This is a genomic window from Bradyrhizobium ottawaense (genome assembly GCF_900099825.1).
GTDB classification, from domain to species: Bacteria; Pseudomonadota; Alphaproteobacteria; order Rhizobiales; family Xanthobacteraceae; genus Bradyrhizobium; species Bradyrhizobium ottawaense_A.
Genome location: NZ_LT629693.1, coordinates 3,663,472 through 3,688,695, shown reverse-complemented (window position 1 = coordinate 3,688,695; position 25,224 = coordinate 3,663,472). Strand labels below are relative to the sequence as shown.

Annotated in this window: 19 protein-coding genes and 1 pseudogene; 7 read left to right on the top strand and 13 right to left on the bottom strand. The window is 62.3% G+C overall.

What is annotated here, in order from left to right; all coding sequences use genetic code 11:
* The first annotated feature begins 144 nt into the window (after positions 1-144).
* The gene (locus tag BLR13_RS17210) at positions 145-861 is read left to right on the top strand and encodes a dihydrofolate reductase family protein (protein WP_074821423.1); all 717 of its coding nucleotides are present in this window, start codon (positions 145-147) and stop codon (positions 859-861) included.
* 74 nt (positions 862-935) lie between these two features.
* On the opposite strand, the gene BLR13_RS17205 is transcribed toward BLR13_RS17210, so the two are convergent.
* From BLR13_RS17205 to BLR13_RS17195, 3 genes are all read right to left on the bottom strand, one after another.
* Positions 936-1,952, bottom strand: a complete 1,017-nt coding sequence (locus BLR13_RS17205; RefSeq protein ID WP_074821429.1) for an LLM class flavin-dependent oxidoreductase — start codon at positions 1,950-1,952, stop codon at positions 936-938.
* Between the two features lie 219 nt (positions 1,953-2,171).
* Positions 2,172-2,453, bottom strand: a complete 282-nt coding sequence (locus BLR13_RS17200) for a hypothetical protein (RefSeq protein ID WP_074821432.1) — start codon at positions 2,451-2,453, stop codon at positions 2,172-2,174.
* Positions 2,454-2,696: 243 nt separating this feature from the next.
* Positions 2,697-3,491: an adenylate/guanylate cyclase domain-containing protein gene (locus BLR13_RS17195; protein WP_074821435.1), complete on the bottom strand. Its 795-nt coding sequence runs from the start codon at positions 3,489-3,491 to the stop codon at positions 2,697-2,699.
* 353 nt (positions 3,492-3,844) lie between these two features.
* Between BLR13_RS17195 and BLR13_RS17190 the strand changes: the two genes are divergently transcribed.
* Positions 3,845-4,642, top strand: coding sequence for an acyltransferase family protein (locus tag BLR13_RS17190; RefSeq protein WP_157793705.1), 798 nt, complete (start codon positions 3,845-3,847; stop codon positions 4,640-4,642).
* 806 nt (positions 4,643-5,448) lie between these two features.
* Positions 5,449-6,099, top strand: a complete 651-nt coding sequence (locus tag BLR13_RS41095) for a glutathione S-transferase family protein (protein ID WP_074831414.1) — start codon at positions 5,449-5,451, stop codon at positions 6,097-6,099.
* 72 nt (positions 6,100-6,171) lie between these two features.
* Here BLR13_RS41095 and BLR13_RS41745 read toward each other — a convergent pair.
* Positions 6,172-7,134, bottom strand: a pseudogene (locus BLR13_RS41745) (ABC transporter substrate-binding protein); the annotation flags it as partial.
* A 1,046-nt stretch (positions 7,135-8,180) separates the two neighbouring features.
* Here BLR13_RS41745 and BLR13_RS17170 point away from each other — a divergent pair.
* A complete protein-coding gene (locus tag BLR13_RS17170) occupies positions 8,181-8,477 on the top strand; it encodes a hypothetical protein (RefSeq protein WP_244525197.1) in 297 nt (98 codons plus the stop codon).
* A gap of 1,557 nt (positions 8,478-10,034) precedes the next feature.
* Here the strand turns inward: BLR13_RS17170 and BLR13_RS17160 are convergent.
* Both BLR13_RS17160 and BLR13_RS17155 read right to left on the bottom strand, forming a co-directional pair.
* Positions 10,035-11,252, bottom strand: a complete 1,218-nt coding sequence (locus tag BLR13_RS17160) for an IS91 family transposase (protein WP_074814607.1) — start codon at positions 11,250-11,252, stop codon at positions 10,035-10,037.
* A 10-nt stretch (positions 11,253-11,262) separates the two neighbouring features.
* Positions 11,263-12,141: a tyrosine-type recombinase/integrase gene (locus BLR13_RS17155; protein WP_074821448.1), complete on the bottom strand. Its 879-nt coding sequence runs from the start codon at positions 12,139-12,141 to the stop codon at positions 11,263-11,265.
* Between the two features lie 232 nt (positions 12,142-12,373).
* Here BLR13_RS17155 and BLR13_RS17150 point away from each other — a divergent pair, with 232 nt between their 5' ends.
* Entirely contained in the window at positions 12,374-13,573 is a 1,200-nt protein-coding gene (locus tag BLR13_RS17150) for an adenylate/guanylate cyclase domain-containing protein (protein ID WP_074821451.1), read from the top strand.
* Positions 13,574-14,150: 577 nt separating this feature from the next.
* On the opposite strand, the gene BLR13_RS17140 is transcribed toward BLR13_RS17150, so the two are convergent.
* The 7 genes from BLR13_RS17140 to sdhC all read right to left on the bottom strand — a co-directional run bounded on the left by BLR13_RS17140 (position 14,151) and on the right by sdhC (position 23,273).
* Positions 14,151-16,154 carry an ABC transporter ATP-binding protein/permease gene (locus BLR13_RS17140; protein ID WP_074821458.1) on the bottom strand — a complete coding sequence of 668 codons (2,004 nt, stop codon included), beginning with the start codon at positions 16,152-16,154 and terminating at the stop codon, positions 14,151-14,153.
* A 147-nt stretch (positions 16,155-16,301) separates the two neighbouring features.
* Positions 16,302-18,464 (bottom strand): hybrid sensor histidine kinase/response regulator, encoded by a 2,163-nt coding sequence (locus tag BLR13_RS17135; protein ID WP_074821461.1) that lies wholly within the window; start codon positions 18,462-18,464, stop codon positions 16,302-16,304.
* Positions 18,465-18,555: 91 nt separating this feature from the next.
* Positions 18,556-19,479 carry a glutathione S-transferase family protein gene (locus tag BLR13_RS17130; RefSeq protein WP_074821465.1) on the bottom strand — a complete coding sequence of 308 codons (924 nt, stop codon included), beginning with the start codon at positions 19,477-19,479 and terminating at the stop codon, positions 18,556-18,558.
* Positions 19,480-19,674: 195 nt separating this feature from the next.
* Positions 19,675-20,460: a succinate dehydrogenase iron-sulfur subunit gene (locus BLR13_RS17125; RefSeq protein WP_074821468.1), complete on the bottom strand. Its 786-nt coding sequence runs from the start codon at positions 20,458-20,460 to the stop codon at positions 19,675-19,677.
* Between the two features lie 174 nt (positions 20,461-20,634).
* The gene (gene sdhA / locus BLR13_RS17120; RefSeq protein ID WP_074821470.1) at positions 20,635-22,476 is read right to left on the bottom strand and encodes a succinate dehydrogenase flavoprotein subunit; all 1,842 of its coding nucleotides are present in this window, start codon (positions 22,474-22,476) and stop codon (positions 20,635-20,637) included.
* Positions 22,477-22,479: 3 nt separating this feature from the next.
* Positions 22,480-22,854 (bottom strand): succinate dehydrogenase, hydrophobic membrane anchor protein, encoded by a 375-nt coding sequence (sdhD, locus tag BLR13_RS17115; RefSeq protein WP_079587878.1) that lies wholly within the window; start codon positions 22,852-22,854, stop codon positions 22,480-22,482.
* A 20-nt stretch (positions 22,855-22,874) separates the two neighbouring features.
* On the bottom strand, positions 22,875-23,273 hold the full coding sequence (gene sdhC / locus BLR13_RS17110; RefSeq protein WP_074821476.1) for a succinate dehydrogenase, cytochrome b556 subunit: 399 nt from the start codon (positions 23,271-23,273) through the stop codon (positions 22,875-22,877).
* A gap of 281 nt (positions 23,274-23,554) precedes the next feature.
* Between sdhC and BLR13_RS17105 the strand changes: the two genes are divergently transcribed.
* On the top strand, positions 23,555-24,418 hold the full coding sequence (locus BLR13_RS17105) for a sulfite exporter TauE/SafE family protein (RefSeq protein ID WP_074821479.1): 864 nt from the start codon (positions 23,555-23,557) through the stop codon (positions 24,416-24,418).
* A 19-nt stretch (positions 24,419-24,437) separates the two neighbouring features.
* Entirely contained in the window at positions 24,438-25,112 is a 675-nt protein-coding gene (locus tag BLR13_RS17100; protein ID WP_079586256.1) for a cytochrome c oxidase assembly factor Coa1 family protein, read from the top strand.
* The last annotated feature ends 112 nt before the right edge of the window (positions 25,113-25,224 follow it).

Here is a 25,224-nt window from a genome sequence, read left to right as displayed (position 1 = left end):
GAGTTTTGCAATTGCGTTCGCCCACGAAAATCAGAGGGCGCAGGGAAGACCGGGTGCGCGCTGCAAACGTTGGTGGGATGGCAAAGGTCAGCGACGCGCCATACATAAATAACGGCCAGCCCCCAACCGGGTGAGAAGTGAATCATGCGACCTTACATCATCTGCCACATGGGCACGTCCATCGACGGGCGGCTGCATCCCAGTCGCTTCACCCGGCCGGCCGCGGGCATTCCGATCGATGTTTTACGCAGCCATTACGAAAAAGTGCATGACAGCTTCGACGCCGATGGATGGATCGTCGGCCGCAAGACCATGAGTGAAATGGCCAAGGGAACCGAACGCAGCATGGCCGACGCGCCGAAGCTGCCGCGTGAAGCGCATGTCGCCAAACGCGACGGCCGCAAACTCGCCGTCGCGATCGACCCATCGGGCCATGCCCATTACGGCAAGGACAATGTCGGCGGCGACCACGTCGTTGCGGTGCTCGGCGAGCAGGTTTCCGATGCCTATCTCGCCGAACTTCGCGAAGATGGTGTTTCATATGTCTTCGCCGGCGCAACAGGCGATGATCTGTCACGGGCGATGGAACAGCTGGCCTCGGGTTTTGGTGCCAGAAAGCTGCTGCTCGAAGGCGGCGGCAGAATCAATGGTGCATTCCTCAAACACAAACTGATCGACGAGTTCAGCACGCTGATCTTCCCGGCCGTCGACGGGGTGGCCGGCACGCAAAGCATCGTCGACTACACCGGCCCGGAGGGCGACCGCCCCGGCGCCGGGCAGTCGTTGCGATTGACTCATTGCGAGACGCTCGAGGGCGGAATGGTCTGGCTCCGTCACGTGGTCGAGCGCTCGCCCGGGTAATGCCGCAGGATACGCGATCCGTTTGACGTGCCAGTGCCGGAGTAGCCGCCTGATCCCGTCGCCAATCCGAAACGCTACGCGACGACGGCTGTCATCGATGCGCTCTCATGCTCGGCATGAGCGGCGGCTATCAGGTCGTACGAGTGCAAACGCGCGCCGTGATCGTAAATATCCGACACGACCATCAATTCGTCTGCCGCGGTCTCGGCGAACAATCCTGCAAGCCCGGCACGAACGGTGTCCTGCGATCCGACGATGGAACGGGCCAGCATCTGCATCGCCTGCGCCTTCTCGGTTGGTGACCAGTAAGTCTCGATGTCATCGATCGGTGGCTGGCTCAGGCCGCGCTTGCCGCGAAACATATTGGTGAATGACATCTGCTGGGTGGTCGCCAACCGCTTCGCCTCGTGGCCGGTGTCCGCGGCGATGACATTGACGCCGACCATGACGTAAGGCTTCGCCAGTTGCTCTGACGGCTCGAAGCGGCTGCGGTAGATATCCAGCGCCTGCAGCAATTGGTCGGGCGCGAAATGCGAGGCAAAGGCGTAGGGCAGCCCCAGTGCGGCGGCGAGCTGTGCGCCATAGGTGCTGGACCCGAGAATCCACAGCGGCACCTCCGTGCCCGCGGCGGGCACGGCCTGAACGTTCTGGTTCGGCCCCGCCGGCGCAAAGAAAGCCTGCAGCTCGAGCACGTCCTGCGGAAAATTGTCGGAACTCTGCAATGTCCGGCGCAGCGCCCGGACGGTAAGTTGATCCGTGCCTGGCGCTCGCCCGAGGCCGAGGTCGATACGGCCGGGGTGCAGCCTAGCCAAAGTCCCGAACTGCTCGGCGATGATGATCGGAGCGTGGTTAGGCAACATGATGCCACCCGCGCCGACGCGGATCGTGCGCGTGCCCGCCGCGATATGGTTGAGGACTACCGCCGTGGCGGCGCTGGCGACGCCCGGCATGTTATGATGCTCTGCGACCCAAAACCGGCGGTAACCCCATCGTTCCGCATGGGCGGCGAGATCGCGCGCATTGTCGAAGGCGCCGCGCGCGTCGGTATTTTGCGTAACGCGGACCAGATCAAGTATGGAAAGCGATGGCATGTCGGGCTCCTGACCGATCCATATCTAGAGATGGGGAGGATCAATTGCCAGCCAGACTACCTGCGAATCCAGCCTGAACTTGACCGACTTTGTCGTTCAAACCAGGCCGCGCACAGCAGGTTCGGATCGCGAAATCCCGCGGCCTGAGAAAACGGAGCTAGCTGTCGGGACCGCGCGGGGACGAATCCTCAACGTCGACCAGGTGCCATCAGCGGATGCTCAGGTGTTTGGGTGCCACCAGCCAAATATCGCAACAACGAGGCATCCGACCAGGGCGATCATCTGGATGCCCATTACGATCCAGTACCGGACCGGCGTGGCATCCCTATGGGCAACCCGGATCGACGGGTCCAGAAACGAGTCCAGAAGCCAGTTTACAGGATCAGAACTGAAGGACGCGATTTTTCTCTCGGCAAGACCATGCCGCAGCCTGCGGTAGCAATCGGCGCACAAATAGATCGCGACGATACGAGCGACAATTTCATAAAGAAGAAACTGCATTCAAACAGCCGTTCATCAAGTACTGATCCAATGACCAGGCCGTATGACCGATCAATCGACCGGGTTCCCTCAGCGCTACCTGGCTTGGTGCGGTCGGATCGGACGTTGGTTCAATTGCAGGAACGATCGCGGTGACGGTATTGGAAAGCGCAAGGTCCTGCGTTTCGTGACAAGGTCAGTCGCGTTCCTGCAATCGGAGCGCCGCATCGATTGCAAAATCGGTGTCCACGCCTGCAGAACACCTTAGTGTTCGACCCGGTACAGGCGCCATCGCGCCGGCACGCCCTTGAGCTGGTGCAGGCCGCGATCCCTGAATTGGATTCCGGACTGCGACATCAGATCCCTGACCGCGCTCGAGACCAGCACTTCGCCGGCACGCGCTTTCGCGGCGACGCGCGCGCCGATGTGAAACGCGAGACCGACCACTTCGCCGCCGCTCACCGTGTATTCGCCGGCGTGCAGCCCGACCCTGATCTCCAGCCCCAGCGTGCGCACGGCCTCGCGGATCGCGGCCGCGCACCGGACTCCGGCCGCCGGCGCCTTGAACGTCGCGAGCAATCCGTCTCCCGTCGTCACGACTTCCTTTCCGCGCAAGGTCTTCAGCTCTTTGCGGACGGCGGCGTAATAGTGACCCATCACCTGCGTCCAGCGGGCATCGCCTAACCGCGCGGCTTTTTCGGTGGAGCCGACGATATCGACAAAGAGGATCGTGGCGAGCGCCTGTTCGAATTCGGCGCCACGATCGGCGGTCCGGCGCCGGGTCGCAATACTTCCAGTCAGCAGTTCGTAGCGATGGTTGCGTCGCCGCGCGATGGCGGCTTTGGCGTAATCGCTGGCACGCTGCACTGTGCCGCAACGAATTGTCTTGTCCCTCGGTGGAAGCGTCCAGTAGACCTTGCGTGCAGCTCCGGCGCCATGGACCTCCACGGCGCCCCACTTCAGGAAAACCGCCGAGCCAACCCGTCGAATACACCATGCCTTTGACGTGTATCCGGAGACGTTGGACTGATGGACTCCGACGCGAAGGAATTTGGGCATGAACGTGCAGCCGATCGAAAGGCGGTTTAGGCCTACCTAGGGTAAAGCGTAGTCATACCTTCCCGCGTTGGCAACAGGACTCCCAATCAAAAATTTTGCCGATGGCTCACGCGCTCATTCGTGTTCGCAATCACCCGACGAGGGCGCTATCAGCATCGCATGGTGCAGCAAAGGTGGGCTGAACCTAGAAAGCCGGGCGCGACATCACGTCATTTGGGCGATATCTGTAACACACGCAAAAAGACAACATTCGTATAACACTTGTTTAACGTGTGTTGGAGGATGATGATATTCTTGAAGCGCGCCGACTTATTTGACCGCGAACGCGATGCAGTTTCTTCTTTGGATTGAGCGTGAAATCATCGGTTGAACCGCCGGCAGTTGCGTCAGCGCGCGTCACAGCAATCGACGGGTTGCGTGGGCTTCTCGCTGTTGTGGTTCTTGCATGGCACGTCTGCGCTCCCTTTGGCATCAATTGGATGTTGATGCCCGCGCATTTCGCGGTCGGATTGTTCTTTGTGTTGTCGAGCTATGTGCTTACCCGAAGTTGGGAGGGTCGGTTCGGTGTGTTCCTCGCGCGCCGCGTGGTGCGTCTATGGCCGGTTTATGCCTTATGTTTAGCCGCAGGGTACATCATTGCCAGCGTGCCGCCGGTCTGGTCGGAGTTCCTCTGGTATCCGCTGATCGGGCCTAACGACGAGCCCTCCATCAATCCTCCGGTGTGGTCGCTGTTTCTGGAGGTGTGGGCGATGCCTTTTATGCCTCTGATCGTATGGAGCAGCTCCGATAAAATTCGTGGAATAACGTGTGCGGCCGCGGCCATGCTCGTCGGGCTGATCGTTCCTCAAGTCTCAATTCTCTGCCTCTTTGTGATCGGTGCTTCCTTCTCGCACATCTCCTTTCGCAACCGACTGTTGGATGCTGCCATCCCCCAATGGCTCGGGCGCATTTCGTATAGCCTGTATCTCAGTCACGCCTTGGTGCTAAAGGTGTTTGTTCACGCCTTCGGAGCATGGGGCGGCGTCTTGGCGATCCCTGCAGCGCTCTGCATCGGCTGGCTGATATGGTGGAGTGTCGAACGCCAAAGTATTAAGCTCTCGCGCAAGATCGGCCGAACAGCGGTCTTTCAAATGTCTTCTATCGCAACGTAACGGTTGGACGTCCTTTAGGTCCGTTCTGGGTCCAGAAGCGACCTGGAGTGAGTGTCCGCTTCTGGCGCCAGGAGCGGTCACCAACGCTCACAGCAACGTCCAAGTTTGCTGCCAAGCAGATTTCGAAGCCGGAATTTGCTACTGATCCCGCACCACTTCGGAGGCAGCTGAACCATGAAAAGATCAGCGGATAGACTACCGACTGGCGGCTTTGCTCCGCTTGTCCCGGAGCTAGACGTGTTTGACCTTGGAAAGAGCGAGAGCTTTTGATGCAATGTTCTCGGCTTCCAAATTGCATACCAGCGACCCGAAAACGGCTTGACGTATATCGAGCTTCAGGGATCACAGGTTATGCTGAGTCAACGAAACGGCAATTGGGAGACCGGGGATCTACAGCGCCCACTGGGGCGCGGGATTAACTTTCAGATGTTCGTCGATTCCGTAGAGCCTTTGCTCGATGCGCTCAGGAACGCAAACTGGCCTCTCTTTAGGCCCTGTCATGACGCGTGGTATCGAATTGCAGGAGAGGAGCGCGGCAACAGGCAGTTCCTGGTGCAGGATCCTGATGGGTATCTCCTGCGGTTCGCACAGGATTTGGGTGCGAAATAATCTCGTAGCAGAGCCCTTCCGCAGTGGTGCAATTTACTCGAGCAGGATGGGATAGCGCGCCACGTCCACTCGGCCCTGGAACGCAGACAGAACCAAGGCAATCCAAGGTCAGGGAAAACGAGGCAAGTTGTCGGGATTAGCGCCGGTCCTTCGTCCTCTGGATGCAAACAGCGTGATGCGCTCACCCGGAGGCTTCAATGATCCCCACCATCACCGCCTTTGAAAGTTCGCCCGACCGCGGCAAGGGACAGGCACGTGACATGCGTGTTCGCTGGGCGCTCGAAGAAGTCGGCCAGCCTTACGACGTTCGTCTTGTTTCGTTCAGCGAGATGAAGCAACCGGCGCATCGTGCGCTTCATCCTTTCGGGCAGATTCCGACCTATGAGGAAGGCGATCTGGCCTTGTTCGAGTCGGGGGCGATCGTGCTCCATATCGCGGAGCGCCATCGTGGCCTGCTGCCGGACGATGCGAACGCCCGCGCGCGCGCGATCACATGGATGTTTGCCGCGCTCAGCACGCTGGAACCGCCGATCGTCGATCTGGGAATCGCCATGCTGCTGGAGCGCGATGAAACCTGGTACGAGCGGCGACTGCCTGTCGTCGCGGATCGCCTCCGTCACCGGCTGGGCGAACTCTCTACTCGCCTGGGCGATGCCGACTGGCTCGATGGTGGGTTCAGCGCCGGCGACCTTCTGATGGTGACCGTCCTGCGCCGGTTGAACGGATCGGATATCCAGCAAGAATATCCGAACCTCTCCGCCTATGTCGCCCGCGGCGAAGCGCGGCCGGCCTTCAGGCGCGCCTTCGATGCCCAATTGGCGGTTTTCACCGCCGCATCGACCGGCTGACGAGGGCCGCCCTGGGTTACGAGCAGCGCCGTCAACGGAAGTCAGCGCATACGATTCGATCACGCCGTCAGCGCGGGCGAGCAGCGAAGGCGAAATCTCGAGACCGAGGGCTTTGGCGGTTTTGAGATTGATGACCAGATCGAATTTGGTCGGCTGTTCGACGGGAATATCGGCTGGCCTGGTGCCGCGTAAAATCTTGTCGATATAGTCGGCGGCGCGGCGGAACAGGTCCGAAAAGTTGGGTCCGTAGGAAATCAGGCCTCCCGCATCGACATATTGCCGGCCGCCATAAATGGTCGGCAGCCGTATCTGCTGCGCCAGCATGTTCATCGACATGCGATTGGCGAATACCAGCGGGTCGGTCGCGACGTAAAGCGCGTCGGCCCGGCCTTTGAGGGCCTCGATGGCGGGAGCGATCTCATCACCCCGGCGGATTTCGATGGTGACGGCCTCGACGCCGAGCGCCCGCGCGGTTGCCTGTATCTCGCGCATCTCCAGGACGGCACCGGCAGCAGCGGCATTTGCCATGACCGCCAATCGGGCCAGACCGGGCACGAACTCCCGCAACAGTGAAAGACGTTTGCCGGCAGTATCGGTCTGCTGCAGCGAAAGTCCGGTAATGTTGCCGCCGGGCCGCGTCAGGCTGGCGACGACACCGGCGCCGACCGGATCCATTTGTGCCGCGAACACGATCGGGACCAGCGCTGTCGCCTGCTTCGCCGCAAGAACCGGCGCGGATGCCCATGTGACGATGACATCGACCTTGAGCCTGACCAACTCGGCTGCGATCTCAGCGTACCGTTCGTTGTGCGCTTCCGCCCAGCGATACTCGATCGCGACGGTGCGTCCCTCGGTCCAGCCCAATTCCTGCAACCGCGTCACGAACGCGCGGACCCATTCGCTTGCGGCCTCGGGCGTGCTTGCGCCGAGAAATCCGATGGTCGGTATTTTCCGCGGCTGCTGCGCGCGTACGGCAACCGGCCCCGCGGCGACCGCTGCGCCTCCGACCAGCGTGATGAACTCGCGCCGCCGCATGTGCCCTCCAAAAGAACGCGCCTGTCATAACAGGTTATGACCGAAAGGCACACAACTGGCCATGGAAACCGGATCAGGCCTTGTGTCCCAGTTGGGTCAAAGCCGACATTGGCTAGAATGTCAGCGTCTGGCGGCTCAAAGCGGACATCTAGCAAAACGCCGATGTCGCTAGGTGGCTGCCGGGCGAGGAGCCACGTTCCTACCACTCGCGAGCGCGCAGGTGGTCAATCGTAAACCTAAGTATCATCGTCTCAAACAAATGGAAGGCCCTGATGAACGTCTGTGCAATGGCACGGTCCGTCTCTCTGTGATTGCTTGTAGATCGACGGCTTTGTGCCGTTCAAACTGGGACTGTGGAGGCGAAATGCTGAGCAAAGAATATTTAGACACGGCACGGACCATACTCCGGGCGGCGCAAACAATGACCGACGAACACGTTGCGGGTCAGCTTAAGGCGCTTGCTGAGGACTATGAACGGCGAGCTGAGAAAGCCGCGCACACTGATGCGGCTAAGGCATTGGCTCGTTCAGCTGCTCGCGAATGTGAAGCACTATCATGAACGCCACCATCCGGAAGCTTAACGGCTTATGGCACCTCATCGTCGGGTCGTGTCAGGTCCGGACCCCGTTCTTGGAGACGCGGGACCAAGCGCTGGTCGTTGCGTTCGCTCGCCGGGTCTACCCGGGCGCCAAGATCCTCGAACGCGACCGACGGTTAAGAGGGGAATGAGGCAGCACTCGAGCAGGTCAAGTGGGCTGCGCCAGCGCTCGGAGCCGGCTCGAGCTCGACAGCTTCGAGGGATGATCGGCCGCGCTGCTGGTGTCCAATGCTGAACTAAAGAATGTTTTAATGGTGACGGTGCGGTTGTTCTCTTATCTAAACATTATCTGCGCAAAAGGAGCCGATGACATGAGCGATCATGATGAATGGATCAGCTATTCGCACTGGGGCATGTTTACTCTGGAGCGCAAATCCACGCGGCAGATCGAATTGATCTAGCCAGACAATTCGCGCTTCGACTGCATTTTTCAGCAAGCACACACGACATGCCGGAGATCAGGCCTGTGCGCCCTAAGAAGCGGTCTGCATTGATCAAGCCTTCGCTGCTGCTGGCGGCTGCCAGCCACACAGCGATGGGCATTGCCGTTGGTCTCGGCTTTGCGTTTCTCGCAACTCACATCACCGCGTTAGGCATCGCGACCTTGATCAATTACGGCCCAACTCCAGATGTCGTTATGATAATGTTCGTGGGCACATGCGCGATAACCTTCGGCATCGGAGCGACCCTGACGGGGTTAGCAATCACGTTGACTGAAGATCCTGATAACACGGGGCGCGAATAGCCCTTGCGGTTAGTGTTAGCCGCCGCCCCACTCCGACGCGCTCCTTCCGTTCCACATCAATCCGCCCGCGGACACGTTGGTTGCACCGTCCGGGTTGCCGTAGTTCGGATGCAAAAAACCTGATCTGCCCAGCGGTATACCCCTATGCAAGTCATAGGTCCTGACGCTCGGCCTTTGACGAGCCGTTTTTGCAAGTGCGAACGTACTGGAGAGCGCGAACGCAGAGGCTAATGCTATTATCGCGAGTTTCATGGTTTCTCCGTCGTTGTTTACCGAGCAACAAAGGGAACTTCTGTTTGATCATTCCACCAAATGGCTTATCGAAATCTTGAGGAGGCGGCGGCATCGGCCAACAGAGCCGGCGCCCAAACTGGATCCCCTTTCGGGGCCAGAAATTCCCAGGATTTCCTGAGAGCGATTTCAAAAACTTGGGGCTTTACGCCCGATTGAAGATCGGCTGAACGCTGCGGTGTCTCGCGATGGAATTGGTCCCGGCAGTCCGCCCGGCAGTAGGTCCGCTCCCTCCAGTTCAAAGCGTCGGAACCATGGGTCCATAGTAGGTGCCCCAGTGGCCCCACACATCGCGGCCCCCGTATTCGTCACCGGGAGTGCCACCATTGCCTCCGCCAATATAACGTTTGCCGGGCGTGTTACTCGCATCGGCGTTTCCTGCGAGGTGCCGCGAGATTACGTAGCTCTCGCGCGCCATAGCAGGAGCTGCGAGCATGGCTGTGGCGATTAGTGCAGCTGCCAGAAGTTTAAGCTCAGTCATTCAATTTCTCCAAAAGTCAACAGCGTTTGGCTCCTCTTGAAATGGTGAAGCGATGAAACCAGCGAAAGGAACATTTCCTCACGTCGTTACAACTCCGCGCGAGGTCCAGCGGGTCTTATCATCACCAGCGCGCCGAACAGCGGCGGGACGCTTGGGAGTACCTGTGGGCCTTTACGAACCCAAGCGGACCCAGGTGGACCCGGCCGATCTCATCGCTCGCTGGAACGGGTCCACTTTCGGGGCTTGAAATCGCCAAGATCTCTTGAGGGCGACTTCAAAAAATGAGGGGCTCTACGCCCGATAATGATCGGCTGAACGCTGCGGTGTCTCGCGCTGGATTTGGTCCGGCCGTTAGCGTTGGATGTACGGCCCCTCTTGGATCAAAAGCTGACTTCAGTCAAAGCTGACTTCAAAGGTATGGCCGCTTCTGTGAAGGTTTGCGGATGGCGGCCCATGAAGGTGGCGCGGTGGTCACGGGGGCCGGCGTACGCAAACCTCCAGGGGAGGAAACCGCGGGAGGCGTGGCGAGGTGGTGCGTCAGGCGCTATGGGGATTTAGCTGCTGCCGGTCTTTTGCCGAGGTGGGTTGGGAGCTTTCTCGGCAGGCGATCGCGGGCGCTACGAAGCGGGTCGGCCGGTTGCAAGGAGCAGAATCGGAGTTGCGCGGCGGTGATGGAATGAGACGGCGACTATCGTGAGCAGCGCGACGGCGAGCATGGTCATTGCCGACCGATAGCCGGCGCAGCGGAACTGCAGCACTGGGATGTTGCATCGAACGTGATCTGATCATGATGTGTCGATTCTGATCGTGGCAGGGGCTGCGGCGGGACGGGTGCGCGGTGAGCATCCGCGCTGGAACCTCTCGATGATAATCATGCGACCGCCGCAGCACGGGCACGGCTGCGATAGCGGCTTGGGTTCCTCAGTCTCGGCGCGCCTTGTATCCGCGGCCTCGGGCTGTGCCGTTGATGGGTCGAGCAATCGGCGCGCTCGGACGATGTTACCGGCGCGCGTGCCGCTGGCGAGCAGGCCGTAGTGGCGGATGCGGTGGAAGCCGTGCGGCAGGACGTGGGTCAGGAATCTGCGGATGAACTCGGCGGTACCGAGTGTCATGACCTTCTGGCGATCACGACCTTCGGTGCGATAGTCCTTCCATCGGAAGGTGACGCCGTTGCGGTCGCAGGCAATCAATCTGCTGTTGGCGATGGCGACACGGTGGGTATAGCGCGACAGATAGGCCAAAACGGCCTGTGGCCCGCCGAACGGGCGCTTGGCATAGACCACCCATTCGACACGGCGCAATGGGGCGAGATACGCGACGAACGCCTGTGCGTCAGCGAGGGCGGCGTGGCCGCCGAAGAACTTCAGGTGGCCGGCTTTGTGGGCCGCGATCAGCTTCTCCAGGAACAGTCGGCGGAACAGGCGAGAGAGCACGCGCACCGGCAGGAAAAAGCCGGGCCGGCACGCCACCCAGCGCTCGCCGTCGAATGAGATTCCGCCGCCCGGCACGATCATGTGCACGTGCGGATGATGGGTCATGGCGGAGCCCCAGGTATGGAGGACCGAGGTGATGCCGACGCGGGCGCCGAGGTGCTTGGGGTCGGCTGCGATGGTGATCAGGGTCTCGGCGGATGCCTTGAACAGCAAATCATAAATGACAGCCTTGTTCTGGTAGGCGATGTCGGCGACGGCCGCCGGCAGTGTGAACACGACATGATAGTACGGCACCGGCAGCAGGTCGGTCTCGCGCGCCGCCAGCCAGTCCTTTGCTGCCGCGCCCTGGCACTTCGGGCAGTGCCGGTTGCGGCAACTATTGTACGAGATCTGGCTGTGCGCGCACTGCTCGCAGCGCGCGACATGGCCACCGAGGGCCGCCGTGCGGCAGTTCTCGATCGCCGACATCACCTTGAGTTGGCCGAGGCTGACATGGCCGGCATTGGCCCGGCGCCATGCCGGGCCGTGGCCGCGGAAGATATCCGCGACCTCCAGCGATGGACGCGACACGCGCCGCGCTTCAGGCGGGCGGTTCGGCGCCCTCCCTGAGCTTGGCTGTAATGCGATCGAACGGGCTCACGATCTCCCGGATGGTCTTGGTGGCGACACGCGTATAGAGCGCGGTGGTGTCGAGCTTGGCATGTCCCAACAAGACCTGGATCACCCTGATATCGGTGTTCTGCTCCAGAAGATGCGTCGCAAAGCTGTGTCGCAGGGTGTGCGGGGACACCTGCTTGCCGATCTCGGCCATCTGGGCCGCGGTATCGCAGGCGCGCCTGAGCTGGCGCGCTGACATCGGGTTGACCGGGTTCATTCCGGGAAACAGCCACCCCTGTGGACGTGCCGCGTTGTACCAGGCGCGCAACAGCTCGAGCAGATGCGGCGAAAGCATAACGTAGCGGTCTTTGTGGCCCTTGCCCTGTTCGATCCGGATCACCATGCGCTTGCTGTCGATGTCGGATACCTTCAGCGCGACCACCTCGGACACGCGCAATCCGGCTCCATAGGCTACACTCAATGCCGCCTTGTATTTGAGCTCCGGTGCCGCATCGAGAAAGCGGGCGACTTCTTCCGGGCTCAGGACCACCGGCAGCTTGCGGGGCACGTGGATAAACTGGGTGTGGTTCACGATGTCGGCGCGCCCGAGCGTGATCTTGAAAAAGAACCGCAGTGTCGAGACGCTTTGGTTGAGGGTCGGAACGCCGGCACCGCTCGTCGCCAGATGGAGCTGATAGCGGCGTACGTCTTCGAAGCTCGCCGTGTCGGGCGAGCGGCCGAGGAAGACGGCGAAGTGCTTGACCCTCTGCACGTAGTCATGTTGGGTCTTCGGCGCGAACTTGCGGATCGTCATGTCTTCGATCATGCGCTGCCGCAGCGGGCTTATGGCCTTATCGGTCATGAGGGATGCTCCTGTTTTGAGTGAAGGTTGCGAACCCCTCATCTCAAAACAGGACGCCCCGCCGCGCTATCGTGTTGGCTGTGCTGCCAGCCGCAGCGCCCTACCGCGCGAGCGGTTTAGTCCTCTGGCGCAAATCGGACATTCAGGCTGCGGCGGACGCCATTGACGGCGTCGGGCAGGAACACGACATATCCGGTGCCGTCGGTCGACGGTCATTGCCCGGGAGCAAGCTATGGACGCGCCGTCAAAGATCGATCCCGTCGCCGCGTATTCCGACAGCGACGTCGTGCACTGGCTGACCAACGAGACGCGCGACGAGCGCTTCATCGACAACATCTTCGCCGAGCTGTGCATCCGGCTCCAGCGAGCGGGCCTTCCGGTCAAGCGGTCGACGCTTCACATCCTGATCCACCATCCGCAATGGCTGGGCGCCCGGATCCTGTGGGCCGACGGGATGCGCGAAGCCGAGCTGGCGCGCGTGGATTACGATGTCCGGGAGCGATCCGAATATATCGGCAGTCCCGCCAACGAAATTCACGACGGTGCAACCGAAGTGCGCGAGAATCTCGAACGCGATCCCTCGCTCGGCCGCCAGCACGCCGTCTATGACGAGATGCGGGCGAAAGGCCTGACCGACTATGTGGCGTGGCCGCTGTACCATACGCTCGGCAAGCGGCACATCGTGACCTTTGCCACCGACCGGCCCGGCGGCTTCGACGACGCGCATCTTGCCAGCCTGCGGAACGTGTTGCCGGTGCTGGCGCTGGTCAGCGAAATCCGGATCAAGAACCGGCTGGCGCGAACGCTGCTCGAAACCTATGTCGGGTCGCATGCCGGCGAACTCATTCTGGCCGGCGCCACCCGGCGTGGAACCGGGACGACGGTGAGCGCCGCCATCATGATCTGCGATCTCAGGGATTTTACCCGGATCTCCGACAACTGGCCGCGCGATGACGTCATCGATCTCCTGAACAATTATTTCGACGCGATGTCGGAGCCGGTGGCGCGACATGGCGGGGAAATCCTGAAATTCATCGGCGACGGGATGCTCGCGATCTTCCCGCTCAGCCAGCCGTCGGCCTGCGCGAATCTGCTGCATGCCGTCTCCGAAGCCCGGCAGGCCATGGTTGCCCTGAACGAGAAGAACAGCGAGACCGGTCGTGCGCCGCTCAATTACGGCATCGGCATCCACGTCGGCGACGTCATGTACGGCAATATCGGGTCGCGCGCCCGGCTCGACTTCACCGTCATCGGTCCGGCGGTCAACATGGCTTCGCGTCTTGAAACCCTCACCAAGCAATTGGGCCGGACGGTGTTGTTGTCGCGCGCGTTCACCGACTTCGTCAAAGACGATTTCGAACTCGAACGCGTCGGTGAATATCCGGTGCGCGGCTTCAACGACCCGATCGAGCTGTTTGCGTATCACGGCTGAATGAAGCGTCAGATCGGCCAGTGGTGAAGGTCCGGAAATGGGCCATGGGAACGATGTTGATGCGTCAACATTAATCCGGCGCATCAATCCTGTCGGACAAGGAGGAGCCACGATGACCTTGCGATCTGCCTGCCTAGCATCCTGCTTCATTGCCTTCGCGTTTGCAGCGCCCGCCTTTGCCGAGGATAGCTGTGGCGTCGGTTGCCACACCTCTGGCTCCGGGTCATGCGTCCGCGACGGATGGGAGCAGGGATTGCCGGTCCGGAATGAGTGCCCGGCAACGTCCCGGCCGACGCCCCCGTGCGGTCAATTCCATCGATGGAGCCGGCAATCGATGCAATGCGTCCTGCGGTAGTCGCCGAAGCGGCCTGCCTCTTCCCTTCTCCCATCGAAGTCGGATTTATCCGACTTCGACCTAATTTAGTGCCCAACTTGGGTAGACCCGAGTTGGGATGGGAGAAGGTGGCGCGTAGCACGGATGAGGGGTCTCTATCCGCGGAGACAACCCTCACCCCGTCTCGCATGAGCTGACGCTCATTCGATCCACCCTCTGCCGCAAGGGGAGAAGAGAAAAGCGTCACGCCGCCTTGTTCGGCGCGTTGCGCTGCCGCAGGAAGCGGCCGAGCAGGCGGCGCTTGCCCTTGCGCGGGATCAGGTCGATGTCGCTGACGAGCTTGGCGCCGCCCTTGCGCCGTTCCAGCACGATCTTGCGGCTGTGGAACGCTTCCAGCTCGACCCGATGGGCGACGCTGACGATGGTCGCCTTCGGCAATTCCTTGATGACGATGTCCATCATCTTGTCCTGGCTCTTTTCGTCGAGTGCCGAGGTCGCTTCGTCGAGCACCACGATGTCGGGGTGGTGCAGCAACAGCCGCGCGAATGCCAGCCGCTGCTTTTCGCCGCCCGACAAGATCTGGTCCCACGGCGCCTCTTCCTCGATCTTCTCCTTGAGATGATCGAGCCCGACCTTGTGCAGGGCTTCGCCCATCTGCTCGACGCTCCAGTCGTCGGCGGCGCCGGGATAGGCGATGGCGCGGCGTAACGTGCCGGACGGGATGTAAGGTTTTTGCGGCAGCATGAACAGCCGCCGGTCGGGATGGAAATTGACGCTGCCGTCGCCCCATGGCCACAGCCCCGCGATCGCGCGCACCAGCGTGCTCTTTCCGGTGCCGGATTCGCCGGCCACCAGCAGGCGTTCGCCGGGCTCGACCACCACTTCGGTTTCGCCGACCACCGCGGTGCCGTCATCGAGCGTCACCGAGAGATCGTTGAGGCTGAGCATGGCACTGCCTTCGGTCTCGCCGCGCTTGATGCGGCCGATGCCGTCGCCGCGCTCGGCGCGCTCGAGCCCGTCGAGCGACATCATCAGCGAGGCGATGCGGCGGGCGCAGGCATTCCAGTCTGCCAGCCGCGGATAGTTGTCCACCAGCCAGCCGAACGCGGTCTGCACGATGGTGAAGGCGGAGGCCGCCTGCATCACCTGTCCGAGCGTCATGCTGCCGTCGAGAAACTTTGGCGCGCACAACAGCAGCGGGACCACCGGCGCGATCAGGCTCGATCCCTGCGACACCAGCGTGGTGCGCATGTGCTGGCCGGCCAGCCGCGCCCATTGCCGCAGCACCTTCGTAAATGTCTTGTCGATGCCGTCGCGCTCTTCCTCCTCGCCGCCGAGCAGCGCGATGCTCTCGCCGTTTTCGCGGACTCTCGTCAGCGCATAGCGATATTCGGCCTCGGCCTGGTTCTTGTCCTCGGACACCTGCACGAACTGGCGCCCGATGGTCATGATCGAACCGGAGGCAATGGCGGCGTAGATCACTGCGGCGATCACCAGGAAGCCGGGAATGGTGATGACAGATCCGCCGACCGTCACCGTCAGTGCGCCGCCGATGGTCCAGAGCACGGCGATGAAGGTCGCGGCCGACAGAAATGCCGAGGTGATGCCGGCCATGAAATCGACCGGCGAGTCGGTTGCGATCCGCAGATCCTCGGCGATGCGGTATTCCGGATTCTTGTGGTCGCCGCCGACGAGGTTGAGCTGGTAGTAGCGGCCGTTGGCGAGCCAGCGCGACACCACCGAATTGGTCAGCCAGGCGCGCCAGCGGCGCTGAATGCCCATGCGCGCGAACACCTGCGCCACGCCAAGCAGCACGCTGCCGATCGCGAGCGGAAAGAACACCGCGGAGAGATGGAAGACGCCAATGGAGTCTTTCTTCTCGATGGCGTCGAAGATTGCCCGGTTCCAGACGTTGATGCCGTATTGAAAGCCGACATTGGCGACGATCAGGATCAAGAGACCGATCGTGAAAATCCACGCCAGCCGGTCGCCGCCCTTGCCCCAGAATCCGCGCGCACTGATCCAGAACCGCGTCAGCAGGTAATCCTTGCGCGCTTGTTCGGCCTCTTCCTCGGTCCATTCCGGATCGGGCTCGACCACCTCCGGCGGCGGCGGTTCGACATGCTCGCCGTCCTCGGCGGTGATATCGACGATCTCTGACTTCGTTTCAGAGGCTTTCCTGGCAGCGGAATCCTTCGCCGGCGATTTCTTCGCGGACGGTTTTGACGTGACGACTGGTTTGGCCATGGCGCGGTAACGCGAGGGAAATCAGAAGGTTCCATCGGGTTCCGGGCTTCCCGCGTCGTCATTCCGGGGCGATGCGCAGCATCGAACCCGGAATCTCGAGATTCCGGGTCTGGTGCTTGCGCACCATCCCGGAATGACGGCTAGAGCTCACCCCGCCGCCGCTGTCGCGGCTCGCCTCTCCCTGCGCCAACGCCCCAGCCGGTTCAGCACGCGCGCGAGCTGCTCGATCGAGTAGGGCTTTTGCAGCAGCTCGTAGCCGGTGCTGCCGTGTTCCGACAGCACGTGGCTGTAGCCGCTGGTCAGCACGACGGGCAGGTCGGGATGGTAGCGACGGATTTCCTGCGCCAGTTCGAGGCCGGTCATTCCCGGCATCACCACGTCGCTGAAGACCACGTCGAAACCATCGGCATCGACGGCCAGCTCTTCGAGGGCATGGGTGGCGTTGCCGACCAGTCTGGCGGTGTAGCCGAGCCCGGCCAGCGCGTCGGCGGCAAATTTCCCGATCTCGGGATTGTCCTCGACCACCAGCACCGTCATGCCATGGCCGTCGATCGGCGGCGCATCTTCCTCCGGCACCTGTTGCGACCTGCTGGCGCCGGCGGCGTGCGGCAGATACAGCGTGAAGGTGCTGCCTTTGCCGATTTCACTGGCGACGTCGACTTCGCCGCCGGACTGTTTGGCAAAGCCGAACACCTGCGACAGGCCGAGCCCGGTGCCCTGGCCGACCTGCTTGGTGGTGAAGAACGGCTCGAAGATTCGTTCGAACTGATCCTTGGGTATGCCGATGCCGGTATCGGCCACCGATACGGCGACGTAACCAAGTGGATTTCGGGCATGCGGATGGTGTGAAGGCCCGGCAGCCTTCGGCAATGCGTCAACCGTTCGCACCGTCACCGTGAGCCGGCCGTGGCCGTCCATCGCGTCCCGCGCATTGACCGCCATGTTGATAACAGCGGTCTCGAACTGGCCGGCGTCGGCGTTGATGAAGCAGGGCGCGTCCGGCGCCGCGATCACGATCTCGATCCGCGACCCGATCAGCGTTCCGATCATTTCGCCGAGCATCCGCACGTTATGGCCGACGTCGAACAGTTCGGGTTTCAAGGTCTGCCGCCGTGCGAACGCCAGCAACTGGCTGGTCAGCCTGGCGGCGCGCGTGACCGTGTCGGAGATCGCCTCGATGTAGCGCAGCCGCTTCGGCTCCGGCAGGTCCGGCCGCTGCAGCAGGTCGACGGATGCGCGGATCACCGTGAGCAGGTTGTTGAAGTCATGCGCGACGCCGCCGGTGAGCTGGCCCAGCGCCTCCAGCCGCTGGCCGTGCTTCAGCGCCTCCTCGGCTTCCAGACGTTTGGCGGCTTCGAAATACAGCCGGCGCGTCCGCCGCAATGCCGAGGCGAGCAGCACGAACAAGAGCGCGGTGGCAGGCGCCCCGAAGATCAAATGCTGGCTCATGGTGGAGAGCCAGCGGGAGCGGATCGCCGAGGTCTCGAGGCCGGCTGAGACATAGATCGGATATTCGGCGAGCCGCTGGTAGCCGAGGCGGCGCTCGATGCCATCCGTCGGCGACGTCACGGTGATCAGCCCGGCCTTGGGATCGACCGCGATCTTTCGGCCGATGGGTCCGTTGCGATCGAGCCGAATATCACTGTCGCTCGCCGGGAAGCGCGCCAGCACCACGCCGTCGGTCAGGCCGAACGCAAAGAAGCTGCCGGGCTCGCGGCCGATCCGGGCGTAGAAATTCTCGAAATATTCCGGGAGTACCGAGGCCTGGATCACGCCGCCAAAGCTGCCGTCCTCGTTGCTGCGCCGTCGGCTGACGCCGAAGAACGCCGCGCCCTGATAGGGCGGCCGCGGCCTCAACGCCTCGCCGATATAGGTCCCGATATCGCGGTCCACATGGGCCTTGAAATAGTCCCGGTCCGAAAAATCGATGTCGGGTGCGGGCACGACCAGGCTGTTGGCGAGCGCATGGCCCTTGGCGTCGAAAACCCAGGCCGATTTTACCTGCGGAAGCGAGTCCACCAGTTGCTTCAGCCGCCGATGCAGGGCTTCCTCGCGGGACGCGATGCCGGCGTCGGGAATGCCGCGGATGATCTCGGCGATTTCCGACAGGGTGCGGTCGATGGTTTCGAACACTTTCAGCGCGTGCTCGTGCGCGACATCCAGGGTGCGCTCGATCTCGCGGTCGGCGGTTTGCTGGATCGAAACCCAGGATACCGCAGACGCAAAGGCGAACAACGCCAGCGGAAGGGCCAATGAGGCGACCATCATCCACTGCAGCAGTCTCAGCGAGTTAGGTTGTGCTGTCTGCACGGGCGCTCCGACTCTGCGCCAAGCTTACTGCAATCCGTCGCCGGGAATAAAGCGGCTTGCGGGCGATGGAACCGGATCGATAAACTGATATTCAAATGGGCAGGACGAGAAACCCGGCGCGCGGAAAGTGCACCACCACGTCGCCGGCCAGCGGATCATGCCGCCGGATCGCAATATGCTGCGGCGAGAGGGCGACGATTTCGCCGCCGACTTTGATCTTGCCGTAGTCGTCGGGCATGACCTCGACCCGGTCGCCGGGCTGGCGGCCGTTCGGATCGCGGGGGTCGGCCTGTTCGGCGGTCTGCGGGACCGCGTCTTTGGCGATGCTGAGGGCTTCGGCGGTCGACATTTCGCTGCGCCGGCCATGGCCGATCGCGCGCATCCGCGTCTCCCAGGCACGGACATGGCCGAACTCCGCCAGCAGCGCGTCGGCGTCAGGCATGTTCTGCCTGACGTACCAGACGTTCATGTAGGCGTTGACGTCGAAAAGACAGGCTGTGTCGCCGCCGAGCCAGGCGCGGCCGTCCGCAAGCTGCATTTCGATCCATTGCAGATGGGTGCGAAGCTGATCGCGCATTTGCGCGATCGCCGATGTCATGGCCGCGACGTCGAATTTGGCGCCGCGCAGTTTTTCGCGGTCGGCGATGAACTCCTGCGGCACCTTGTCGGCCAGCGAGCCGAAGACGAGGTTGACGGTGTTCTGAAAGAACGAGCGGTCGGTCCACATTGCCGAGGCCCAGGCGAGTCCCGTGCTGCCGTCCGGGAGCAGGCTTGGCTGCGGAAAGCGCCGCTCGAGCTCGCGAAGGATGCACTGCGAGTCGCAATAGATGTCGGCGCCGATCTGCATCACCGGTGTGCGCCGATAGCCCCCGGTCATCGGCATCAGGTCGGGCCGCGGCATGATTCGTGAGATACGAACCGAGGTCCAGGCGATGTCCTTCAGCCCGAAAACGACGCGGATTTTCTCGGAGAACGGCGACTCGTCGAAGTGATGCAGGATGATGGGGGAGGGCATGCGATGGCTCCGGGCGTGCGCGTCGTGCGCAGGCTACTCTGCGAACGGTCGGCTCACAACGTACGCCACGAATTCGTCATGGCCGGGCTTGACCCGGCCATCCACGTCATTCTTGCATCGTCGTCCCAAAAACGTGGATGCCCGGGACAAGCCCGGGCATGACGACGTCGAGAGAATGATCCGTGCGGCCGAACCCTAGATCTGCCGCTCGACCATCTTCAGCTTGAGCTCGGCGATGGCTTCCGAGGGGTTGAGGCCCTTCGGGCACGCCTTGGCGCAGTTCATGATGGTGTGGCAGCGATAGAGCCGGAACGGGTCTTCGAGGTTGTCGAGCCGTTCGCCGGTGGCCTCGTCGCGGGAATCCTTGACCCAGCGCGTCGCCTGCAGCAGCGCGGCGGGGCCGAGGAAGCGTTCGCTGTTCCACCAATAGCTCGGGCAGGAAGTCGAGCAGCAGGCGCACAGGATGCACTCATAGAGGCCGTCGAGCTTTTCGCGGTCTTCGTGGCTCTGCTTCCATTCCTTCTGCGGCGTCGGCGTGGTGGTCTTCAGCCACGGCTCGATCGAGGCGTATTGCGCGTAGAAATTGGTCAGGTCGGGGACGAGGTCCTTGACGACGGGCTGGTGCGGCAGCGGATTGACCTTCACCGCGCCGCCGGACGCCACGTCGTGCATCGACTTGGTGCAGGCCAGCGTGTTCTGGCCGTCGATGTTCATGGCGCAGGAGCCGCAGACGCCTTCGCGGCAGGAGCGGCGGAAGGTCAGCGTCGGATCGATGTTGTTCTTGATCCAGATCAGGCCGTCGAGCACCATCGGCCCGCAATCGTTGACGTCGATGTGGTAGGTGTCGACGCTCGGATTCTTGCCGTCGTCCGGGTTCCAGCGATAGACCCTGAACTCGCGCGTCTCGGTCGCGCCTGCCGGCTTCGGCCAGGCCTTGCCGCCGGTGATCTTGGAATTTTTCGGAAGCGCGAATTCAACCATATGTGTTGCCTCTACGGTTTTCCTCGTCATTGCCGGGCATAGTAGTCTGTTTGTGCAGACTACGTAAACTTGTCTGCACTACCCGGCAATCCATCCGCTTTTGAAGATGGATGCGCGGGTCATCTAGTGCGAAGATAGCGCTTCGCGCCTTTTGCCCGCGCATGACTCGCTTGCTCAATACACCCGCGCCTTCGGCGGGATGTACTGAACGTCGTTCGTCATCGTGTAATCATGCACCGGGCGGTAATCGATCGCGGTCTTGCCGCCGTTGTCGATCCACACCAGCGTGTGTTTCATCCAGTTCTTGTCGTCGCGCGCGGAAAAATCCTCGCGGGCATGGGCGCCGCGGCTTTCGGTGCGGTTCGCGGCCGAGTCCATCGTCACCACCGCCTGCACGATCAGGTTGTCGAATTCGAGCGTCTCGATCAGATCCGAATTCCAGACCAGCGAACGGTCCGAGGTGCCGACGTCGCTGATGCCGCCATGCACCTTGTGAATCAGGTTCTGGCCTTCGTGCAGGATGTCGCCGGTGCGGAACACCGCGCAATTGGTCTGCATCACGTGCTGCATGCCGTCGCGCAGTTTGGCGGTCGGCGTGCCGCCGGAGGCGTAGCGGTAATGGTCTAGCCGGCCGAGCGCGAGATCGGCCGAATCTTTCGGCAGTTCGGGCTGCTTGCCGTTCGGCGTCAGCTTTTCGGCGCAGCGCAACGCGGCGGCGCGGCCGAACACGACGAGGTCGATCAGCGAGTTGGAGCCGAGACGGTTGGCGCCGTGCACCGAGACGCAGGCGGCTTCGCCGATCGCCATCAGGCCGGGCACGACCGCGTTGTCGTCGCCGTTCTTCTTGGTCAGCACTTCGGCGTGGAAGTTGGTCGGGATGCCGCCCATGTTGTAGTGCACGGTCGGCACGATCGGAATCGGCTCGCGGGTGACGTCGACATTGGCGAAGATTTTTGCCGATTCGGAAATGCCGGGCAGCCGTTCGTGCAGCACCTTGGGATCGAGATGGTCGAGGTGCAGGAAGATGTGATCCTTCTTCTTGCCGACGCCGCGGCCTTCGCGGATTTCGATCGTCATCGCGCGCGACACCACGTCGCGCGAGGCGAGGTCCTTGGCGGAGGGCGCATAGCGCTCCATGAAGCGCTCGCCCTCGGAATTGACGAGGTAGCCGCCTTCGCCGCGCGCGCCTTCGGTGACGAGGCAGCCCGAGCCGTAGATGCCGGTCGGGTGGAACTGGATGAATTCCATGTCCTGCAGCGGCAGGCCGGCGCGCAGCGCCATGGCGCCGCCGTCGCCGGTGCAGGTATGCGCCGAGGTGCAGGAGGCGTAGGCGCGGCCGTAGCCGCCGGTGGCGAGAATCGTGGTCTGGGCGCGGAAGCGGTGCAGCGTCCCGTCATCGAGCTTGAGCGCGATGACGCCGCGGCAGACGCCCTGGTCGTCCATGATCAGGTCGATGGCGAAGAACTCGATGTAGAATTCGGCCGAGTGGCGCAGCGCCTGGCCGTACATCGTGTGCAGCATGGCGTGGCCGGTGCGGTCGGCGGCGGCACAGGTGCGCTGCGCCTGGCCCTTGCCGTAGTCCAGCGTCATGCCGCCGAACGGGCGCTGGTAGATCTTGCCGTCCTCGGTGCGCGAGAACGGCACGCCCCAATGTTCGAGCTCGTAGACGGCGTCGGGCGCATTGCGCACCATGTATTCGATCGCGTCCTGGTCGCCGAGCCAGTCCGATCCCTTGACGGTGTCGTACATGTGCCAGCGCCAGTCGTCCGGATGCATGTTGCCGAGCGAGGCCGAGATGCCGCCTTGCGCTGCGACCGTGTGCGAGCGGGTGGGAAATACCTTGGTGATGCAGGCGGTGCGAAGCCCGGCCTCAGAGCAGCCGACCACGGCGCGCAGGCCGGCGCCGCCGGCGCCGACGACCACGACGTCGTAGGTGTGGTCTTCGATCGGATAGGCTTTTCCGTTGGTGGCCGGGCCGGCACCATTGGTGCCCTTGCCGTTGGTCTCAGCGGCCATGGGTCAAACTCCCGATGACAATTTTAGAATGGCGTAAATCGAAGCCAGCGCCACCGCGAAACAGAAGAAGTTGTTCGCCATCACGCTGGCGAGCTTCAGTTTCTCATTGTGGATGTAGTCCTCGATCACGACCTGCATGCCGATCTTCATGTGCCAGGCGCTGGCGATGATGAAGAGCAAGAGGATGATCGCGATCGGCGCCGAGCCGAGAATTTGCGCGGCACCGGCCTGGTTGCGGCCGATCAGCATCAGCACGACCACGATGACGGGCACGATCAGCAGCACCATCGCCACCGCGGTAAGGCGCTGACGCCAGAAATCGCCAGTGCCGGAATGCGAGGCGCCGAGCGCGCGGACACGCGCCAGCGGGGTGCGCATCGAGGAAGATTTGGGCGCGGTCATCGTCCGCCTCCGATCGTGTAGGCGACGATCCAGACCAGCACCGTCAGCGAAATGCCGCCGATCGCGGCACCCCAGGTCAGGCCCTCGCGCTCGCTGGGCTTGAAGCCGTAGCCGAGGTCCCAGACGAAATGGCGCAGCCCCGAGAGCAGGTGGTGCAGCAGCGCCCAGGTGTAGCCGAACACGATCAGCCGCCCGATGAAGCTGCCAGTAAAGGCTTGCACATGGGCATAGGCGGTGGGGCCCGAGGCGGCGGCAATCAGCCACCAGGCCAAGAGCAGGGTGCCGAAATACAGTGCCAGGCCGGTAACACGGTGGACGATGGACAGCGCCATCGTCAGGGTCCAGCGATATGTCTGCAGATGCGGCGAAAGCGGTCGTTCGATCCTGGCGGTCATCGGCGGCTTTGAAGGTTGGTGGGGCCATGAACGGCCCATCTGGGATCGCGGTAGAGCAATTCTATTTACGAAGTCGAAACAGCGAGCGCAACGACCAAAATCACCAATTCCGAACGGCGGTTCATACCTATGGAGGAGGCCTGCAATTGCAGGCGTTGACAAACCCAAGCGGTGGTCCATGGCTAGCCAAGTGCTGGTATACCTGAAGCACGATTCATGAACGCGCGCGGCTCGTCGCGCGGGCCAAGAAACTTCAGGGCACACGACGGGGGAAACCACGGATGGCAATCGCCGGGCTTAATGTCACTGAGCTTGTCGAACTGGCGCTGATGCTGGTCGGGGTCGGCGCAATATCGGGGTTTTTCGCCGGCGTGTTCGGGATCGGCGGCGGCGCGATCCTGGTGCCGGTGTTCTACGAATGCTTCCGGCTCGCCGGCGTGCCGCTGGAAGTGCGGATGCCGCTCTGCATCGGCACTTCGCTCGCCATCATCATCCCGACCTCGATCAGTTCGTTCCGCGCCCATTACGCCCGCGGCGCGGTCGATATGGCGATCCTGAAGACCTGGCTGCTGCCGATCGTGATCGGCGTCATCGCCGGTGGCGTCACCGCGCGCTACGCGCCGGAGCGGCTGTTCAAGATCGTGTTCGTCTGCGTGGCCTGGACCGCCGCCGCGCGGCTGATCTTCGGCCGTGCCAGCTGGAAGCTCGGCGACGAATTCCCGCAGGGGCCGCTGATGAAAATCTATGGTTTCATCGTCGGGCTGCTTTCGACCCTGATGGGGGTCGGCGGCGGGCTGTTCCTGAACCTGCTGATGACATTCTATGGCCGGCCGATCCATCAGGCGGTCGCGACCTCGTCGGCGCTGGCGGTCCTGATCTCGATCCCCGGCGCGATCGGCTACGTCTATGCTGGCTGGCCGGCGGCGGCGCATTACCCTGATGTCACGGCGCTGCAACTGCCGTTTGCGCTCGGTTACGTCTCGCTGATCGGCGCCTTGCTGGTCATGCCGACCAGCCTGCTGGTCGCGCCGCTCGGCGTCCGCGTTGCGCACGCGATGTCGAAGCGCACGCTGGAGATGGCGTTCGGCAGCTACCTGTTCATTGTCGGCAGCCGGTTTGTGATAAGTCTTCTGTCGGGCCAGTAAACTCTCAGCGGGAGTCGACATGACCAGTACGCCTCCTCCCATCATGCCAGCGACGATTCCGCCTGAACTCGACCGCTGGAATTGGGGCGCGTTTCTGTTGAACTGGATATGGGGTGTCGGCAACAACACCTTCATTGCGCTGCTGTGCTTTATTCCCGGCGTCGGCATCATCATGGTCTTCGTGCTTGGCGCCAAAGGCAGCCGTTGGGCGTGGCGAAACGGGCGTTGGGACAGCATCGAGCATTTCAAACGGACCCAGCGCCTGTGGGCGATCTGGGGCGTCGTGATCTACCTGGGGGTCATCGTGCTGGCCGGCGGGATCCTCGGCGGCGTCTTCTATGCGCTCCGGCATTCTGACGCCTATGAGCTTGGCACATCCATGCTCCAGACCAATGCTGATGCGGTTGCCGTGCTGGGAACGCCGATCACAACCGGCTTTCCAGTGGGCTCGGTTTCAACCAATGGAGCGTCCGGACGCGCGCTTCTGAATTTTTCAGCAACCGGACCGAAGGCCTCGGGGCGGATTTTCCTGGAAGCGATCAAACAGAACGGGGTTTGGTCGCTGAAAAATCTCCGGCTGAAGGTCGACGGCCGCGAGGATGCGATCGATCTTCTCAGGCAATCGAGGGCGGAGCTCGGAGGTTTCCACGGGCTCTGTTTCCCCGCCCGCCTCAAGACCTCATCCCCGGGATGAACGCAATTGCGTTCACCCGTGGGAGCGCGCTCTTGCGCGCGTCTCGAAGGATGTAGGCCCGTCTGTGGCCTCATGGTTCGCCCGGCGATGCGAAGCATCGTCCGGAGACGGC